General features: G+C 40.3%; 16 protein-coding genes. 8 read left to right on the plus strand and 8 right to left on the minus strand.

From position 1 onward, the window contains the following. Positions 1-8: 8 nt before the first annotated feature. The 7 genes from QQK06_RS18210 to QQK06_RS18240 form a co-directional block, all read right to left on the minus strand. Positions 9-503, minus strand: coding sequence for a FixH family protein (locus QQK06_RS18210; RefSeq protein ID WP_284246235.1), 495 nt, complete (start codon positions 501-503; stop codon positions 9-11). A gap of 152 nt (positions 504-655) precedes the next feature. After that, positions 656-1,624 carry a cytochrome-c oxidase, cbb3-type subunit III gene (gene ccoP / locus QQK06_RS18215; RefSeq protein ID WP_284246237.1) on the minus strand — a complete coding sequence of 323 codons (969 nt, stop codon included), beginning with the start codon at positions 1,622-1,624 and terminating at the stop codon, positions 656-658. Continuing rightward, positions 1,617-1,793, minus strand: coding sequence for a cbb3-type cytochrome oxidase subunit 3 (locus QQK06_RS18220; protein WP_284246238.1), 177 nt, complete (start codon positions 1,791-1,793; stop codon positions 1,617-1,619). The genes ccoP and QQK06_RS18220 overlap by 8 nt, the downstream gene beginning before the upstream one ends. 3 nt (positions 1,794-1,796) lie before the next feature. Continuing rightward, positions 1,797-2,441, minus strand: a complete 645-nt coding sequence (gene ccoO / locus QQK06_RS18225; protein ID WP_284246239.1) for a cytochrome-c oxidase, cbb3-type subunit II — start codon at positions 2,439-2,441, stop codon at positions 1,797-1,799. Positions 2,442-2,452: 11 nt separating this feature from the next. After that, a complete protein-coding gene (ccoN, locus tag QQK06_RS18230) occupies positions 2,453-3,874 on the minus strand; it encodes a cytochrome-c oxidase, cbb3-type subunit I (RefSeq protein WP_284246240.1) in 1,422 nt (473 codons plus the stop codon). A gap of 410 nt (positions 3,875-4,284) precedes the next feature. Then, positions 4,285-5,475, minus strand: coding sequence for an OprO/OprP family phosphate-selective porin (locus tag QQK06_RS18235; protein ID WP_284246241.1), 1,191 nt, complete (start codon positions 5,473-5,475; stop codon positions 4,285-4,287). A 106-nt stretch (positions 5,476-5,581) separates the two neighbouring features. Continuing rightward, on the minus strand, positions 5,582-6,478 hold the full coding sequence (locus QQK06_RS18240; RefSeq protein WP_284246242.1) for a LysR family transcriptional regulator: 897 nt from the start codon (positions 6,476-6,478) through the stop codon (positions 5,582-5,584). Positions 6,479-6,787: 309 nt separating this feature from the next. Between QQK06_RS18240 and bla the strand changes: the two genes are divergently transcribed. The 8 genes from bla to QQK06_RS18280 all read left to right on the plus strand — a co-directional run bounded on the left by bla (position 6,788) and on the right by QQK06_RS18280 (position 16,580). Continuing rightward, the gene (gene bla / locus QQK06_RS18245; RefSeq protein WP_284246243.1) at positions 6,788-7,534 is read left to right on the plus strand and encodes a subclass B1 metallo-beta-lactamase; all 747 of its coding nucleotides are present in this window, start codon (positions 6,788-6,790) and stop codon (positions 7,532-7,534) included. An 85-nt stretch (positions 7,535-7,619) separates the two neighbouring features. Then, positions 7,620-8,081 carry a hypothetical protein gene (locus QQK06_RS18250; RefSeq protein WP_284246244.1) on the plus strand — a complete coding sequence of 154 codons (462 nt, stop codon included), beginning with the start codon at positions 7,620-7,622 and terminating at the stop codon, positions 8,079-8,081. Positions 8,082-8,302: 221 nt separating this feature from the next. Next, positions 8,303-9,766 (plus strand): efflux transporter outer membrane subunit, encoded by a 1,464-nt coding sequence (locus QQK06_RS18255; RefSeq protein WP_284246245.1) that lies wholly within the window; start codon positions 8,303-8,305, stop codon positions 9,764-9,766. A gap of 4 nt (positions 9,767-9,770) precedes the next feature. Next, complete coding sequence (locus QQK06_RS18260) at positions 9,771-11,075, plus strand: efflux RND transporter periplasmic adaptor subunit (RefSeq protein ID WP_284246246.1); 1,305 nt, start codon at positions 9,771-9,773, stop codon at positions 11,073-11,075. Then, positions 11,072-14,164 (plus strand): efflux RND transporter permease subunit, encoded by a 3,093-nt coding sequence (locus QQK06_RS18265; RefSeq protein WP_284246247.1) that lies wholly within the window; start codon positions 11,072-11,074, stop codon positions 14,162-14,164. The genes QQK06_RS18260 and QQK06_RS18265 overlap by 4 nt, the downstream gene beginning before the upstream one ends. Positions 14,165-14,180: 16 nt before the next feature. Further along, entirely contained in the window at positions 14,181-14,531 is a 351-nt protein-coding gene (locus QQK06_RS18270) for an HIT domain-containing protein (protein ID WP_284246249.1), read from the plus strand. 154 nt (positions 14,532-14,685) lie between these two features. Continuing rightward, positions 14,686-15,759, plus strand: coding sequence for a sensor histidine kinase (locus tag QQK06_RS18275; RefSeq protein ID WP_431313650.1), 1,074 nt, complete (start codon positions 14,686-14,688; stop codon positions 15,757-15,759). Continuing rightward, positions 15,756-16,580, plus strand: a complete 825-nt coding sequence (locus tag QQK06_RS18280) for a LytR/AlgR family response regulator transcription factor (protein WP_284246250.1) — start codon at positions 15,756-15,758, stop codon at positions 16,578-16,580. The genes QQK06_RS18275 and QQK06_RS18280 overlap by 4 nt, the downstream gene beginning before the upstream one ends. A gap of 16 nt (positions 16,581-16,596) precedes the next feature. Here QQK06_RS18280 and QQK06_RS18285 read toward each other — a convergent pair whose 3' ends face one another. Continuing rightward, positions 16,597-17,601, minus strand: coding sequence for a 6-phosphofructokinase (locus QQK06_RS18285; RefSeq protein ID WP_284246251.1), 1,005 nt, complete (start codon positions 17,599-17,601; stop codon positions 16,597-16,599). Between the last annotated feature and the right edge of the window lie 74 nt (positions 17,602-17,675).

Consider the following 17,675-nt stretch of genomic DNA (forward strand, 5'->3'; position numbering starts at 1 on the left):
TAATTTAACTATCGTGCTTCTAGTGGCTTAGGTGTGATTTCAATAAAATCTGATTGTGGCAAGGTGATGGTATTTTGTATTTTCCAATGGTTTTCAAATGGGCTAATCGTAATACGCCACTTACCGCGAACATCATGATCTAAGGTTTGTCTAAAATTGCCATTACCGTCAGCTGTCATGGCAAGGTAAAAATCTTTTTCTTGCTGGGTAGGGTGGTAAAAATTGACATTAAGCAGTGGAAATTGTTTTTCAATACCGGTTGGTTTGATTACTAACTCGTTATTGCTTAGTTTAAGGGCAAATTCAATACCGAGTTTTTGTGCTTGTTTAATTTTAGAAAGTTCGAGATTAATAGCTTTGCCTTTTTTGTAATAATCACCAACCACAAGGCTGTCAGCATCGGTATTGGCGATGATCACTGTGGTAATACCGGCAACAACAGCGGATAAAGGGAGAATAAATACGAACCAGGCCCACGGCTCTTTGTACCAAGGTGTTTTCATGTGCGGTCTTTATTAATAATTTATTTGGCTATTATACTGGTTTTATTTACGCCAAACCAATAAATTAGCGGCTAAAAACAGATTAAAATTTGCCTGTGGTAATAAAAAAGCCTTAGCAAAATCGCTAAGGCTTTTGTTAATAAGTGATGCGGTTAGTCTTGTGAAAGACTGTAAACATAGGCACTGATAACATGTACTTTTTGTTCACCTAAAATATCTTTCCACGCTGGCATGACACCGGCACGACCGTGTCTGATTGATTGTTCAACCACACGTTGTGAACCACCATATAACCAGATGTTGTCACTTAAGTTTGGTGCACCTAATGGTAAGCCCATTGCTGCGCTACCTTGGCCTTTATCGCCATGACAGCCAGCACACATAGCAAACTTCTCTTGACCTGCTTTTGCTGTGCTTGCGTCAACTTCACGACCACTTAAGCTTAAAACAAAGGCTGCAACTTCTTTCACCCCTTGTTCACCACCTAACATGGTTTCCCATGCGATCATCCCTTGAGCCTGACGGCCATGCATAATGCTTTCTTTAATGGTTTCAGGTGAACCACCGTACAACCAATCTTTATCGGCAAGGTTAGGGAAGCCAGTAGTACCACGTGCATCTGAACCGTGACATTGCGAACAGTTTTGCAAAAATAGACGTTGGCCTACTTTTAATGCTTCCTGATCCGCGGCTAACTCTTTAATGCCACGTTTAGCGAATGCATCAAAGATAGGGCCAAATTTTTCATCTGCGGCTTTTACTTCCATATCGTATTGCACGATAAGGCCGTTTTCTTTTGCGTTAGCTGCTTTTGCCTTAGACTCTTCAAGGTTCAATACACCTTGGTTTGAGCTGCTCCAGCCAAATAATCCAGCCCAGTTACCTAAACCTGGATAAACCAGTAAGTAACCAAAACCCCAAATGATAGTGAGAAGAAAGAAGGTACTCCACCATTTAGGGAGTGGGTTATTTAATTCTTCAATACCGTCGAATTGGTGTCCCATGGATTCACCTTCTTCAACGCCCGCAAAGTTCTTTAAACACCAGCGTAACAATAAGTAACAACCTATTAATGTGCCGAGAGAAAGAACGGTAATCCATATACTCCAGAAACTAGACATTTTTAGTCTCCTGTCTGTTAATGTCTTCTTTGTGATCTTCGTCAAAAATTGAGTTAGCCGCTTTGTCGAAATCAGCTTTACGTTTTTTGCTATATGACCAAATCACAATGATGATAAATAGTGCCAAAATTATTGAGGCGACAATGCCTCTAAGCGTTCCGTAATCCATATGCTACTTCAATGCGTGACCAAGTGATTGTAAGTAAGCAATTAGGGCATCCATCTCTGTTTTGCCTTTTACCGCTGTTTTTGCATTAGCGATATCTTCAGCAGAATAGAGTGGAATTGGATTGCCTTGCGCATCTTTATGGCTTCTATTTCGAGTTAAGAAATTAAAGGTTTCTAGTTTCTTAGCTGTTAATTCACCATCAAGGGTATTTTCAGTTAACCATTTGAAAGATGGCATGTTTGATTCAGGCACTACCGAGCGAGGATCAATTAAATGGGCACGATGCCAATCATCACTATAACGACCACCAACACGGGCTAGATCAGGACCAGTACGTTTTGAACCCCATAAGAATGGATGCTCCCATACGCCTTCGCCAGCAACAGAGTAATGACCGTAACGTTCAGTTTCTGCACGGAAAGGACGGATCATCTGACTGTGACAAACGTTACAACCTTCACGGATGTAGATATCACGACCTTCCATTTCTAATGCGGTATATGGACGCAAGTTATCAACCGGTTGCGTAGTTTCTTTTTGGAAAAATAACGGCGTAATTTCTACTAAACCACCAATGCTAATAGCGAAAATGGTGAAGATAAAGAATAAGCCTACGCTTTTTTCGACTTTTTCATGTTTATTAATCATGGTAGGTCTCCTTAAGCTACTTCAACAGGCTTCAGACTTCCGTCTTTAGCAGCAATCGTTTTAAACATGTTGTAAGCCATCAAGATAAAGCCTGCAACGACTAAGACACCACCAACAAAACGGATAAAGTAGAACGGATAAGAAGCTGTTAAACTTTCGACAAAGCTGTAAGTTAAGGTACCGTCAGTATTAACAGCACGCCACATTAAGCCTTGCATTACCCCTGAAATCCACATTGCTACTATGTATAACACGATACCGGCTGTGTGCATCCAAAAGTGAATATTAATTAAACGAATACTGTACATGCGACCTTGGTTGAATAACACCGGAATTAAGTGATACATGGCACCGATAGACACCATAGCAACCCAGCCCAATGCACCAGAGTGTACGTGACCAATAGTCCAGTCAGTGTAGTGAGATAAAGCATTCACTGATTTAATCGCCATCATCGGACCTTCAAAGGTCGACATACCGTAGAAAGATAAAGAGACGATTAAGAAACGTAAAATTGGGTCATGGCGAAGTTTATGCCATGCGCCTGATAAGGTCATGATACCGTTAATCATACCACCCCAAGATGGTAAGAATAATACCACTGACATTACCATACCTAAGCTTTGTGCCCAATCAGGAAGAGCCGTGTAGTGTAAGTGATGTGGACCTGCCCAAATATATAAAGAAACTAACGCCCAGAAGTGAACGATAGATAAACGATACGAGTATACCGGACGTTCTGCTTGTTTTGGTACGAAGTAGTACATCATACCTAGGAAACCTGCGGTTAATAAGAAACCTACCGCATTATGGCCATACCACCATTGCATCATGGCATCGATAGCCCCTGAATATAATGAGTATGATTTCATCATAGAAACAGGGATCGCCATACTGTTACCTATGTGTAAGACAGCAACAGTAATAATAAAGCCACCAAAGAACCAGTTAGCCACGTAAATATGTGAAGTTTTACGCTTGACAATCGTGCCAAAAAACACGATGGCATAACAGACCCAGACAACAGCAATCAAAATATCGATTGGCCATTCAAGCTCTGCATACTCTTTACTTGTTGTGTAACCTAAAGGAAGAGTTATTGCCGCTAATACGATGACTAGCTGCCATCCCCAAAAGGTGATGTTAGCCAGCGAGCCACCAAACAATGCTGTTTTACACGTTCGTTGAACAACATAATAAGAAGTAGCAAATAAAGCACTGGTACCAAATGCAAAGATCACAGCATTGGTATGAAGTGGACGAAGACGGGAATATGTCAGCCAGGGTGTTTCAAAGTTTAATGCTGGCCAAATTAATTGTGCAGCAATAATAACACCTACTAGCGTACCAACGATTCCCCAGATAACTGTCATGACGGTAAACTTACGTACCACATCGAAGTTATATGACGGCTGATCAAGCGTTGTTGTCATTTTTATTGGTTCCGTTAACTAAGTTAGTTTGGCTATTGTTAAATATGTTAACAATGAGCGTATTTCTATATTTTGATATCAGGGTGTGAATTTATCACGTAAAACTCGTGTACAGCCTAAGATCAGCGGCAATTTTAACTTCCGAGGATAAGGTAAATCAACTCAAAAACATGATTTAAATCAACAAAAAAAGAAATCCATAAAAGTTGTAAGGAATTAAATTCCATTATCGTCTGTTTTATGTACTAAAGCTGTACAAAATACCTCTAAAAAGGTAGTACATAGAATTTATTTAGGCGAATTTATTAAATATAAAGAAGTAGATAAAACTACCAATAAAGTGGCAGCATAATAAAACGGCACAAAGAAGTGCCGTGATGAGGTTAAAGTGCTATTAGCAAAATCAGTTGTTACCAATAAAATTGAACTCTAAAAGTAAGAGCAGATCCGTCGATTGAGTCACTATTGTGAGTCAAACGCCCATAATCTATCTCGGCATGGGTATAGTTTACGGATAAGCGAGTATATTGAGTGGCAAAATAGTTAATACCTGAAGTGAGTATGCGGGCTGTAGAGCCATACTGATTGTCAAGAAAATCAACACTTTCATAACGGCTAAACAATTCCCAGGCACCCGATAATTGGTTGGGGGTAATACCTAAAAAAGTGCCCGAGGCGAGATCATAAGGGCGATAATCTGGCGTTAAAAAGTAGCTGGCTTGAAGGTAATAGCTGGTAAATTCATGATTGTTCCTATTATTAACACCAGTAAACTTCGCTAGTTGATATTCCCCACTTAACTGCAGTTGCCGATACTGATATGAGGCTTCAATGTTATAAACACGGCTACTTTTGGCAAAAAATTCGCCAGTGGTGATAGATTTTACACTGGTTGCATGAACACTTGCCCTGTCTTGTGCAAGAAATATCGTCTTTTCGTCTAGCTGTCGGACGCTCGCTGCTAACCCCAAGTGTAGTAATTGATTATTTAACTGTATCGGAAGATAGCTCACCCGGCCCGTTATCGCGTAGTTATTATCGGTTGGGGTCGAAGCAATATCGTAAACACCGAGCTGATAGGCATAGTTTTTCTGGTGTCCTGCAATGCTTACTCCTAATTCGCGATCACCGGCAAAATGTGAGTTTCCCGTTACCGGTCTTTCAATGGCTGAATTAAATTTTGAGCTATTGGAACTTTCTAAACCAAAAGGCTCTGCGTGCTTGCCCAGGTAAATATCAAACGCGTTAAAACCAGCATATTTGATATAGGTATTGCTGTTGGTCGCGCCATTTTGATTAAAGTTAGTTTGAAAGCGGTACTGCCAATCATGGTATTTACCCTTTAAATATATACGAGAACGCCGGATTTCACTGCCTGAACCGTTTTTATTGGTAACACCAGCATACGCCGCATCGTGCCAGAAGGCGTAATCAACCATGAGCCGGCCATTGATACGAAAATAGAAATCATGGCTGTTAAGTGATAGTCCTGCCTGATTATTAATATCAATATCTTGCGTGCTGGAAGCTACATGCTCGGCAAAAATGGAAGAAGAGAAGGTTAACCATAGTAAGCTACAGGCGAGCTTTGTTTTTGTCATTATATATACCATTTATCTGAATTCGTTGATAAATGCTATAGTAAACTTTTCTATAAACTTGATAATTAGCTAGTTTTGAAAAACTATATTTCCTTAAAAGAGATAATTAGTCGAATAATGAGGCAGTAAAAGCAATAAAGCGATCGAGTTTTGCAGAGGTCTCTCTGCGTTGTTGATAAACCGCATAGCGTTTGCGTGAACTTTGCTGCCAATTAGGCAGAATATGCACCAAATTGCCGGCTTTAATTTCACTATCCACCATATATTGATATAAATTGGCAATCCCCAAGCCATTTTTTGCAGCCATCAACAGTGCATAATAATTATTACTGCTAAAACAGGCATCTGGCTGAATAGTAAATAGTTGTTGCTGATAATAAAGTGACCAGTCAGGCTTTATTTGCGGCCCTTGGTAAACCAGTAACTGGTGTGAACTAAGCTGTTCAGGACTGTTTAGCAAACCGTATTGTTTGAGATATTCAGGCGAAGCCACTAGTTTTTGTTGATGTTGGCCTAACTGCACAGAATATAAAGGGGAGGTAGCGGGTAGCTCAACCGAGCGAATCGCGATATCAAACCCTTGCTCAGTGATATCAACTAGATGTTCATTTAGCACTAAATCAAGTTGTACTTTAGGATAGGCTTTTTTGAATGTATGTAATTTTGGCGCAATGAAGAACTGGCCTAACGCTGATGGCATAGTAATACGGAGTAAACCTGAAGCTTCCGTTGTCTGATTCTTGATATTTTCTTCCAATGACTGAAGTTGTCCCAGCATTAATTTAGCTGTGTTCAAATACTGGCGGCCACTATCGGTTAAGCTTTGGTTGCGAGTGGTGCGGTTTAATAATTTTGCTTGTAAACTGTTTTCAAGTTGATGCACCGCTTTACTGACGGAAGAAGTGGTCATTCCTAAACTTTTGGCTGCCTGAGTAAAGGAACCATTATTGGCGACTTCATGGAAGACTTTCATTAAATGAAACTTATCGTTTTCACGGCGCATAATTATTTCCATAAAAGATATAGATTCGCTTTATTTTGAAAGATTATATCTACTGTGTAAAGAAATAAGGCAGTAGAGCTAAGGAAGAAAATACTGATGAGCAATAAAAATGTAAATTGTTATTAACGTAAATATCTTTAGCTAAAAAACTATGACAAAATAAATCGTTATTTTATAAGAGTTATTTTAGAGGTTGTTGATCTTTTAGTTTAGTCTCTGCGATAGGTTAATGATAAACAGCTGCAAACGCTCATATCATATTCAGGTGATAGCTTTCACTCAATTAATATATATCAGGTAGGTAGATTGGTGACAAACACTGTAATAAAAGCTCTTTCGACTTTATTCTTCTTGATTATCTTTAATAGCGGAGCGCTGGCGAAAGAGCAGACTCTTGAGATCAGCCCATTAACAGAGGATGTCTATCAGTTTATTTCTTATTTGACCGTTGAACCGTGGGGACGGGTTGGTGCCTCCGGATTATTGGTGAAAGACGGCTCTGATGTTTATATGATAGATACACCCTGGACAGAGGGTGATACTCGACAATTAGTTGAATGGATTCAATCCAAAGCTCTTAATTTAAGAGCTGCGGTAGCGACACATTTTCATAGAGATGCCAGTGGCGGCATCAAGCTGCTTAATCAGTTAAATATTCCGACTTATGCTACACAATTAACGAATGAGTTAATGGTTAATGCTGGACGGGAAAATGCTAATCATCAGATTGATACCGAGGTATTTCAGTTATTAAAAGATCGTATTGAGGTCTTTTATCCTGGCGCAGGTCACAGTCAGGACAATATTGTGGTGTGGTTATCCAAGGAGCAGATGTTATTTGGTGGCTGCTTAGTGAGAAGTCTTGGAGCGAAAACTATGGGGAATATTGCGGATGCCTCGATTGAAGACTGGGCTGGTTCGATTGAGCATATTTTGCAGCGCTACTCAAATATTAAGCAAGTTATTCCCGGTCATGGCCAGGTAGGCAGTATTGAATTATTGCTACACACCAAATCATTAGCGACTATGGCTAAACAAAAACTTGCTATAGAGTGAAAATTTACATTTCAGTAATGAGTATTAAAGGTAAGCTTGTTATTATCGGCGTCTACGCCTTAATTGTTCGTTTTGCTTAAAACTTATGTTTTTTAATATCCCAATAAACATCGTTAAGTTATTTATTGTAAGCAGTTTTCTGTTTGCTGGCTGTTCGCCAGCGCCAAAGCTTGCATCAAGCTATGTGTCGCCACAGTGCATAAACGGGCAAAGTCAGTGCCAGTTTGACTCGACGTTTGGTCAATTCCATTTGCTGTTTAATGTTGATAAGGTCACCGGTGAACAAGAATTTCAGATCATTATTCAAGGCGATGGCTTACCTGATAACCTGACAGTAAATGCCTATTTAGAAGGAAAAAGTATGTATATGGGGAAAATCCCACTATTTTTTCGCTATGACGCACAGCAGCATCATTATGTCAGCGATGCGATCTTAGGCAGTTGTAGCGAGCCGAAAATGATCTGGCAACTGGTGTTGACCTTAGCCGATGCAGCCAATAACAAATCGCAAACATTTTTTACCGATTTTCAAAGTTACCGTTCGTAACGTCTTGTAAAATAAAAACATTTTATGTAACGCGTAACTTTTTGTTCCGCAAATCTGCTTTATAGGTGAACTTCAGCAGAGATTAATATTGCTTTGAGTAGCGCAATATCTAAACTACTGTAAATCTATGTAAATATTATTGTTGAGCTTAGTGATAGCGCATAATATATGAGGTAGCGTAACCTCATATATTATCTACTTAAATAGATTAACAATAATAAATGAATACTAGATTAATAAAAACATGTGTGATGCATAGCGTAGCTTTTGTTATATTAAGCTCGCTATATGGCTGTGCAAGCCCCAGTTATCAAAGCCAGGCCATGGAGCAATTGACGGTACCTGAGCATTGGCAGTCAGCTCATCAGCTTGACTCATCAACGTCAGCAAAAGATAACACCTCATGGCTGGCAACATTAAACGATGATCAGTTATCTGAATTGGTCTTACTAGCGTTAGCCAATAATCGTCAGTTACAGGCAAAATTGGCAACGTTAAAAATTGCTGAGCAACAAGCGATTGTTTCTGGGGCGGCTAAATTCCCTGAGCTTTCTCTTAGTCAGGGAAATGGGCGAAAAAAATTAGTTAAAGATAACGGCGTGCAATATCAAACCAGTGCCGATATTAATTTAACCTTGTCATATGAATTGGATGTCTGGGGCAAACTTTCAGATCAGCAGCATCAGGCGAAACTGGATTTACTTGCTGCTCAAAATACGTATCTGCAAGCTAAACAGCAATTAACAGCAGATGTTGCAAAAAGCTGGTTTAATTTGATTGAAGCGCAACAATTATTAGCGCTTTATCAGAAACGAGCGGATAATTTAAGCAATAATCTGGCAATGATCCAATCTTCCTATCGCTTAGGGCTAACAGATGCACTCGATGTTTATTTAACACAAAATAATGTTAACAGCGAATTAGCACGAGTTGCATCACAACAACAACAGGTATTAGCGAGTAAAAGGGCATTAGAGTTGCTAATAGGCGAATACCCTCAAGCAAGTATTAACGCAAAACAACGGTTACCTGAAATAAACAATCATATTGCCACTGGCTTGCCTGCACAATTGTTAACGCAACGGGCGGATCTTGTTGCTTCTTGGTATCAATTATTGGTACTTGATGCTGGCGTTGCTATTGCTCATAAACAACGTTTTCCCCGCTTTGCTTTAACCACTTCAGCCGGCGATAGCTCAGACCAGTTATCTGAGCTGTTATCTGGAAATACCATCGCCTGGTCATTGCTGGGTAATATTACTATGCCGTTGTTTAGCGGTGGCAAATTGGCTGCTCAGGAACAACAGGCGAAATTAAAACTAGTGCAAAAAGAACAGCTGTATCTTGAACAGTTGTTTCAAGCGTTTGCCGAGGTTGAAAACACCGTTGATAATCATGCAAGTTTAACTCAGCGTTACCGTTATCTGTTAGAGGCTCAAGAAAACGCTAAGCAGGCAGAGAAACTGTCTTTTGATCAGTATCTGCGTGGCTTAGTACAATATACGACGGTATTAGAGTCGCAACGGCGCTCGTTCGATGCGCAAACCTCAGTGATCCATTTAAAAAATCAGTTATTACAAAATCGAATCGATATACACCTTGCCTTAGGCGGGGATTTTGTTACCGCCGAGGATGAGCTTGAACCTAAGCTTGCTGTTTCTTCTATGACATTAATTAGTGAATAGAACTATGTTAGTAAATATTTTTTCCCGTTATAAAAAATTGTTATTGCCAGTTATTATTTTAATTGCTGCGATTGTACTTTACTTGTTGATCCTGTCGAATCCGCCAGTGGCAAAGCGAGGTCGCCCAAATAGTGCACCGCAAATTAATGTTGATGTTAAAACCCTCGCCATTGAAAACTATGCTGTTAACATTGAAAGCTATGGCACAATAAAACCCCGCACGCAGAGTGTGTTATTGCCACAAGTTTCAGGGCAGATTATTGCTATCAGTGATAAGTTTCAGGCTGGTGCCTTTTTTGATAAAGGTGATGTCCTGATTGAACTTGATGATCGCGATTTAAAAGTCGAAGTCAAAATTGCTCAGGCAAATTTATTCAGTGCCAAGCAGGCATTAAGTGAAGAGCAAGCCCGAGTAGAGCAGGCAAAACAAGACTGGCAGCGTCTTGGCGGTAATGGTCAAGCCCCTGACTTAGTGTTAAGAAAGCCTCAATTGTTGGCCGCACAGGCAAAACTTTACTCGGCGCAGGCCAGTTTGGATAAAGCACAGTTAGCATTAGAGCGTAGTAAAATTAAAGCACCTTATACCGGACGTATTTTGTCGAAAGACGTTGATTTAGGTCAGGTGATCTCCCCCAGCACCCGTTTAGCTGAAATATATGCCGTCGATTATGTCGAAATAAGATTACCACTAAAAAACAAAGATTTGCCTTATATCAGTTTGCCTGAAACCAATCGTTTTGCTCAAGCGATTAATGATAGTGAGCCACAGGTGACAATTTTTTCTGATTTGGTTAAGCAACAGTCATGGCAAGGTAAGGTTGTGCGCACTGAAGGGGCGTTTGATCAAACTTCACAGCAACTGTTTGTGGTTGCGCAAATAGATGATCCATATGGCCATCAGGCAAATCAAGGACTGCCGTTAAAAATAGGCCAGTATGTGACCGCAAAAATTGCCGGTAATGATGTCACCGATGCGATTGTTATCCCTAATAAAACCATTTATCAGGGCACTTACGTCTATATCGTTGAAAATGGGGTGTTAAAGCGTCTTGATGTTACTATTGCCTGGCAAAATAAGGACGTTGCCATTATTGAATCTGGATTATCTGTTGGTCAGCAACTGGTGTTAACGCCATTAGGTCAGGTTACCTCGGGAACTTCAGTAGCAATTAATAGCATTGATGGCAGGAAAGTAGGAGGAGATAAACAGCGCCGTGGTCAAAAGAGCAAAAATCCAGATGGACAACCCGATAAAGCTATGGCCAAACCTGTCGCGGCAGGACGAGTTAAAAAGGAGAGTCACTCATGATCGCCTGGTTTGCCCGCAACCATGTTGCCGCCAATTTATTAATGATCACCATTTTATTGATGGGGTTATTATCATTAAAAAGTAACATTCCATTAGAAGTCTTTCCATCATTTGAGTCAGATATTGTTAATGTAAGTGTTTCATTACGTGGTGCGACGCCAGAAGATACAGAGCAAGGCGTTGCGATCCGTATCGAGGAAGCGGTACAGGATCTCCAGGGTATAAAGAAAATCTCCAGCACTTCAGTTGAAGGTTCTGCCAGTGTTAATATTGAAGCAGATGAAGGCTACGATGTACGAGAGTTACTGTCTGATGTTAAAAGCCGGGTTGATGCGATTAATACCTTTCCTGCGGATGCGGAAAAGCCGATTATCGCAGTGCGTCAACACCAAAGAGAAGTGATAGCTGTTACCGTTGCATCGACATACGGTGAAAAAGAAATTCGCGAATTTGCAGAGCAGGTCAGAGACAATTTGTTAACTTTACCTGAAATCACTCAGGTATCGCTTGATGCGGTAAGAAACTATGAAATTACTATCGAAGTGAGCCAAAGCAGGCTGCAGCAATATCAACTGACGTTATCCGATATTGCCAGTGCGATTAAGGCCAGTTCAATCGATTTATCTGCCGGTAATATCAGATCCGATGGTGGTGATGTCCTAGTGCGTAGTAAAGGCCAGGCTTATCGCCGTGATGAATTTGAAAACATTGTTATTAAAACTCAGCCAGATGGCACCTTTTTACATGTTAGTGATGTCGCGGTGGTTAATGACGGCTTTGAAGAACGGCCGCTGCGCGCTCGTTTTAATGGTAAACGTGGTGCATTAATCGAGGTTTATCGTATCGGTCAACAAAACGCCATTGATGTCGCTGATGCCGTCAAAGATTATATTAAAAGTCGTCAGCCGAGCTTGCCTCAAGGTTTTGAGCTGAGCTATTGGGATGATGACTCTGAAATTGTTAAAAGTCGTTTAAATACTTTGATTTCTAATGCGCTACAAGGCGGTTTTTTAGTCTTGTTATTGTTAACCTTATTTTTACGGCCATCGATCGCTTTCTGGGTTTTTATTGGTATTCCGATCAGCTTTATGGGCGCCTTTATTTTAATGCCGGTATTTGATATCAGCATTAATATCATGAGCTTGTTTGGTTTTATTTTGGTACTTGGTATTGTCGTAGATGATGCGATAGTCACGGGAGAGAACGTTTATCGCCATAGTCAGACGGCAAGCTCAGGGCTGGATGCCGCCATTAAGGGCACACAGGAAGTAGCGTTACCTGTAACCTTTGGTATTTTAACTACCATAGCAGCATTTTTACCGTTAGCATTTATTGAGGGGCGACGTGGGGCAATTTTTGCGCAGATCCCGATTATTGTTATTCCTGTGCTGATTTTCTCATTGATCGAGTCGAAGTTTGTTTTACCGTCACATTTAAAACATTTACGTTTACGTTCGGATAAAACCGCGGTTTCTGGTTTTAGTGCCTGGCAGCAAAAGTTTGCTGACGGTTTTGAACGGGCGATTTTAACCTACTATAATCCAGTGCTTTCGTTAGCATTACGCCATAAGTTAACGACCTTAATATTGTTTATCTCATCATTTTTATTGATCTATGCTTTTATTGTCAGTGGCTGGACAAAGTTTGTCTTTTTCCCGCGCATTGCCAGTGAGACCGCGCGGGCGAATCTAACGATGCCGGTAGGGACCAGTTTTGACGTTGTTGATCGTTATGTTGAGAAAATGGCTAATGCCGCAAAAACATTGCAAGATAAATATCGTGATGAAAATGGTGATAGTGTTATTTTACATACCTTAGCGATCACTCAAAATGAAATTGGCCGAGTACGTTTTGAAGTCTTGCCAGCCGATAAAAATGAAACAGGCATCGGCACCCGTGAATTAGTACAGGAGTGGCGCACCTTGATCGGTGATATTCCTGGCGCTGAAAGTTTAACGTTTCGAGCTGAGCTCGGCCGCGCCGGAAATACTATCGATGTTCAGCTTTCCGCGAAAGATTTAAATACCCTAAAAGAAGTGGCTGATCAGGTTAAAGCCCGTTTAAGTACTTATCCAACGGTGTTTGAAATTTCTGACAGTTTATCTAATGGTAAACAGGAATTGGAAATTGAACTGACCGATCAGGGTCATGCGATGGGCATTTCCCGCTCGACTATTACACGTCAAGTTCGTGATGCCTTTTTTGGCGCTCAAATTCAGCGCATACAGCGCGGACGAGACGATGTCCGTGTGATGCTGAAGTTTCCGTTAGCGGAGCGAAAATCAGTGGCCAGTTTATCTGATATGCTGATCAATACCCCAACGGGGGGGAAGGTGCCTTTATCTCATGTTGCCCAGCTTATTCCAGGGAAAAGCCCGTCGGCGATAAACCGTATCGATCGATTTCGCACCGTTAATGTTACCGCGGATATTGATAAACAGCATACGAATATGACGGTATTAAATGACGATCTTAAGCAATATTTGCAACAACTGGTTTCTAAATATCCCGGCGTCAGTTTTGCGTTGGAAGGAGAAGCGAGGGAGCAGCGCGAGTCTTTTGGCAGTATGAAGCTAGGATTATTATTCGTCTTTTTTATTATTTATTGTTTATTGGCGATTCCGTTTAAGTCTTATTTGCAACCTTTAATTGTCATGTCAGTTATCCCTTTTGGCGCTATCGGCGCTGTGGTAGGGCATTGGATCATGAGCATGGATTTAACGATTATGAGTTTACTTGGCATGATGGCGTTAATTGGCGTTGTTGTGAATGATAGTTTAGTGTTGGTTGATTTTATTAATCAAAAACGTCAGCAAGGGATGGAATTGCTTGATGCGGTTATTAAGTCGGGACAGGCGCGGTTTAGGCCGGTTATGTTGACGTCACTAACGACATTTATTGGCTTAATGCCGTTACTGTTTGAGAAGGCGACACAAGCTCAGTTTTTGATCCCTATGGCGGTTTCCCTTGGTTTTGGTATTATTTTCGCGACCTTGATCACTTTGCTCATGGTGCCAGTTAATTATTTAATAGTAGAAGAAGTTAAAGCATTTGTTAAACTACCCACATTAACTTCAAAATCAGCATAATAGAGGCGGAATTGCTATGGCAGAAGAAACGATATTTTCCAAGATTATTTCACAAGAAATAGACACGCCATTGTTATATCAGGATGAATTAGTAACGGCATTTCGTGATATTTTTCCTAAGGCAAACAGTCATATTTTGATTGTACCTAATAAGCTAATTCCAACGGCTAATGATATTGAGCAAGACGATGAACTTACCATAGGACGGATGTTTACGGTTGCGAAAAAATTAGCGAAACAAGAAGGCATTGCTGAAGATGGCTACCGTTTGATTATGAACTGTAATCAACATGGAGGTCAGGAAGTGTATCATATTCATCTGCATCTTGTGGGTGGGCAGCCGTTAGGTAAAATGCTCAGCATTTAAGGTGAGTTTTATCAAGGTGACTGTAATAACAGCAGTTACCGTTGATTATTCCTGATAAATGAGACTAATAGCGTAATTATCAGGTTTAGTGGTAATGCGCGCTTGCTCAGGCTCATCCATAATTAATCATATCTTTAGCTTATTGGTTCTTTTTGTGAAGTGGACAAAATTCTTAGAAGAGAAAAATAACCTGTTCTGGTTTGTGCATAGTGCCGGCTGGTTTGGTTTTGCTTTGGTATATTACCTGAGCTCGTTACTCCATGATCTAAGAGATATCTTTGTCGTGATCATCTTTTTAAATGCCTATGCTGGCTGGTTGTTTAGTATCCCACTACGCTATATCTACCGTAAAGTCTGGAATTATAAACCGATCAATATCGCATTAAGCGTGTTATTTACCTCTGCGATTACCGGTTTACTGTGGCAAATTGTGCAAAATATTAATTATTGGGAAATATATAAGCATGGTTTTCGTCCTGAACAGCTGATCTATTATACCAAAAATGGCTTGTTTTCCGTTTCAATCATGCTTAGTTGGAGTGTGTTGTACTTTGGTACTAAGTATTATCAAATGCTACAAAGGGAACGGCAAAACGTTTTACACGCTAATACTGTCGCTCACCAAGCACAGCTTAAAATGTTACGCTACCAGTTAAATCCGCATTTTTTGTTTAATACCCTAAACGCAATATCGACCCTAATTTTAGTGAAAGAAAATGATACTGCTAATGCTATGGTTACAAAGTTAAGTGAGTTTTTGCGTTATTCTCTTGATAAAGATCCGATGAAAAAAGTCACGTTGGAAAGTGAATTACAGGCGCTACGACTATACTTAGATATTGAAAAAGTGCGTTTTGAAGAGCGTTTGCAAGTGGCTTTTCATGTTGCCAAAGACTGTGAACAGGCACTAGTGCCAAGTATGATTTTGCAACCGTTAGCTGAAAATGCTATTAAATATGCGATAGCGGTGCAAGAACAAGGCGGTACGATCACCGTTAATGTTGATAAGTTTGGTAATGATTTATTATTAGAACTTGCTGATAACGGCCCGGGGGCTGAGATCAAAAATGGTAACTTGTTTAGAGAAAATGGCGTTGGCCTGGCAAATAGCCGCGAGCGTTTGCAAGCCTTATATGGTAATGATTATTCACTGGTGGTGGCAAATAATAAGCCTAGCGGTGTTAAAGTCAATATCAGAATGCCGTTTGAAACTAAGGTGAATTCATGAGTAAAGTTTTAACCACCATCATAGTTGATGATGAAGCACTGGCGAGAAAAGGGCTGGCAATTCGCTTAAAAGCGCATCAAGATATTAATGTGATTGCACAATGTAATAATGGCAGGGAAGCGATTGAAGCGATTCGGGCGTATCAGCCGGATCTAATGTTCTTAGACATTCAAATGCCGGGGATTGATGGTTTTGAGGTGATGGAATCGATTATTGAGCAACAGTTAAAACTGCCAATGGTGGTGTTTGTTACTGCATTTGATCAGTATGCATTAAAAGCATTTGATGTCCATGCTTTTGACTATTTGTTAAAGCCGGTTGATGAAAACAGGCTGTCTCAGGCGCTTGATAAGATCCGTGAAAAAATTATTGGTGAAGAAAACTCGATTCATAAAGAAAAACTGATCCGATTAGTGAGTGATGTCACAGGTAATGATTGTGCGGAAATTTTGCATGATTTAGAGCATAACAAACCCGTGACCTATGAGCATTATTCAGATGTCCTGGCGATTAAGGATGCCGGTGAAGTCAGCCGGGTGCCGGTAAAAAATATTATCTGGATCGATGCGGCGGGAGATTATATGTGTGTTCATACAGAAAGTAACACCCATATTTTACGTAAAACCATGAAACAGTTGGAAGAAAGTTTAGATCCTAAACACTTTATTCGTAGCCATCGCTCAACAATTGTTAATAAAAATTATGTTGATAAATTTTGTAGCCAGCTTAATGGTGAATATTATCTAGTGCTTAACAATGGCAAAGAATTAAAAGTCAGCCGTAGCTATAAAGAAAGGGTTAAACAAGCCGTAACCGCGTAATGGATATTGGCTGGTGTTAATTCTTTTCTGTTAATGCGAAAATATTTTCCTGGGCCTCGACTAACGTCTGGCTCACTTGTTTTTGATGCTGTATCGCAGTCGATAGTGCGACGAGTAACATGCTGTTATTTTGCTCCCCGATCATCATATTCGATTGACCATTATTAATTGCCTGAACAGCGGCGACTCCCATTTTAGTGGCAAGCAACCTATCTTTCGCTACCGGCGATCCGCCACGCTGAATATAGCCAAGTGTGCACAGTGGGCAGTCTATGCCTGTTAGTTGTTTTAAATTATTTGCTAACGCTTGACTGCCACCAGGCCAGAGATTTTCAGCAATGACGATTAAATAACTACTGTGGCGCTTTTGCTGCGCATCAGTGATTTGTTTAGCTATTTTATTCAGTAGTTTTTTTTCATCTTTTGCTTGAAAGTTTTCAAATGACAATATTTGCTCTGCGGCGCAGGAAACACCAACATTAAAAGTGATATGGCCACTATGACGGCCCATTAATTCCACTAAAAATACCCGATCAAATGCATCGGCAGTGTCGCGAATTTTGTCGATTGCCTCTATGCCGGTATTAACCGCAGTAGAAAAACCAATAGTGAAATCAGTGCCATCAATATCGTTATCTATCGTGCCGGGAATGCCAATTACTTGTCCTTGCCACTGTTTGCTAATGGCGATCAAACCATTAAAAGAGCCATCACCGCCGATAACAATGAGTGCGTCTATTTTATTTTTTAATAGCACATTAACCGCTTGCTTGACCCCTTGTTCATCGCGCATTTCCTGACATCTAGCGCTTTTTAAGATAGTACCACCTCGGTGAATGATCCCTTGGACATCTGCCTGAGTTAGCAAGGTAAATTCATTATTAAGTAGTCCGTTATAACCATGATAAAAACCATAAATTTCAGCTTGATAATGTTGAGCAGCCAATACTACAGCCCTGATTGCTGCATTCATTCCCGGGGCATCTCCGCCACTGGTGAGTAAGGCAATACGTCGCGTCATTTTATGTCTCTGTAAGTGTGTTTTTATGATATTAACTTAAAACTATTTTATTGAAAAATAAAGTATTTCAGGCA

This window comes from Thalassotalea insulae, assembly GCF_030161395.1.
GTDB classification, from domain to species: domain Bacteria; phylum Pseudomonadota; class Gammaproteobacteria; order Enterobacterales; family Alteromonadaceae; genus Thalassotalea_E; species Thalassotalea_E insulae.

Excerpts from the sequence above, each read along its gene's own strand:
- QQK06_RS18210 (WP_284246235.1), bottom strand. The coding sequence starts at position 503 with ATGAAAACACCTTGGTACAAAGAGCCGTGGGCCTGGTTCGTATTTATT.
- ccoP (WP_284246237.1), bottom strand. The coding sequence starts at position 1,624 with ATGTCTAGTTTCTGGAGTATATGGATTACCGTTCTTTCTCTCGGCACA.
- QQK06_RS18220 (WP_284246238.1), bottom strand. The coding sequence starts at position 1,793 with ATGGATTACGGAACGCTTAGAGGCATTGTCGCCTCAATAATTTTGGCA.
- ccoO (WP_284246239.1), bottom strand. The coding sequence starts at position 2,441 with ATGATTAATAAACATGAAAAAGTCGAAAAAAGCGTAGGCTTATTCTTT.
- ccoN (WP_284246240.1), bottom strand. The coding sequence starts at position 3,874 with ATGACAACAACGCTTGATCAGCCGTCATATAACTTCGATGTGGTACGT.
- QQK06_RS18235 (WP_284246241.1), bottom strand. The coding sequence starts at position 5,475 with ATGACAAAAACAAAGCTCGCCTGTAGCTTACTATGGTTAACCTTCTCT.
- QQK06_RS18240 (WP_284246242.1), bottom strand. The coding sequence starts at position 6,478 with ATGCGCCGTGAAAACGATAAGTTTCATTTAATGAAAGTCTTCCATGAA.
- QQK06_RS18250 (WP_284246244.1), top strand. The coding sequence starts at position 7,620 with ATGTTTTTTAATATCCCAATAAACATCGTTAAGTTATTTATTGTAAGC.
- QQK06_RS18255 (WP_284246245.1), top strand. The coding sequence starts at position 8,303 with ATGAATACTAGATTAATAAAAACATGTGTGATGCATAGCGTAGCTTTT.
- QQK06_RS18260 (WP_284246246.1), top strand. The coding sequence starts at position 9,771 with ATGTTAGTAAATATTTTTTCCCGTTATAAAAAATTGTTATTGCCAGTT.
- QQK06_RS18265 (WP_284246247.1), top strand. The coding sequence starts at position 11,072 with ATGATCGCCTGGTTTGCCCGCAACCATGTTGCCGCCAATTTATTAATG.
- QQK06_RS18270 (WP_284246249.1), top strand. The coding sequence starts at position 14,181 with ATGGCAGAAGAAACGATATTTTCCAAGATTATTTCACAAGAAATAGAC.
- QQK06_RS18280 (WP_284246250.1), top strand. The coding sequence starts at position 15,756 with ATGAGTAAAGTTTTAACCACCATCATAGTTGATGATGAAGCACTGGCG.
- QQK06_RS18285 (WP_284246251.1), bottom strand. The coding sequence starts at position 17,601 with ATGACGCGACGTATTGCCTTACTCACCAGTGGCGGAGATGCCCCGGGA.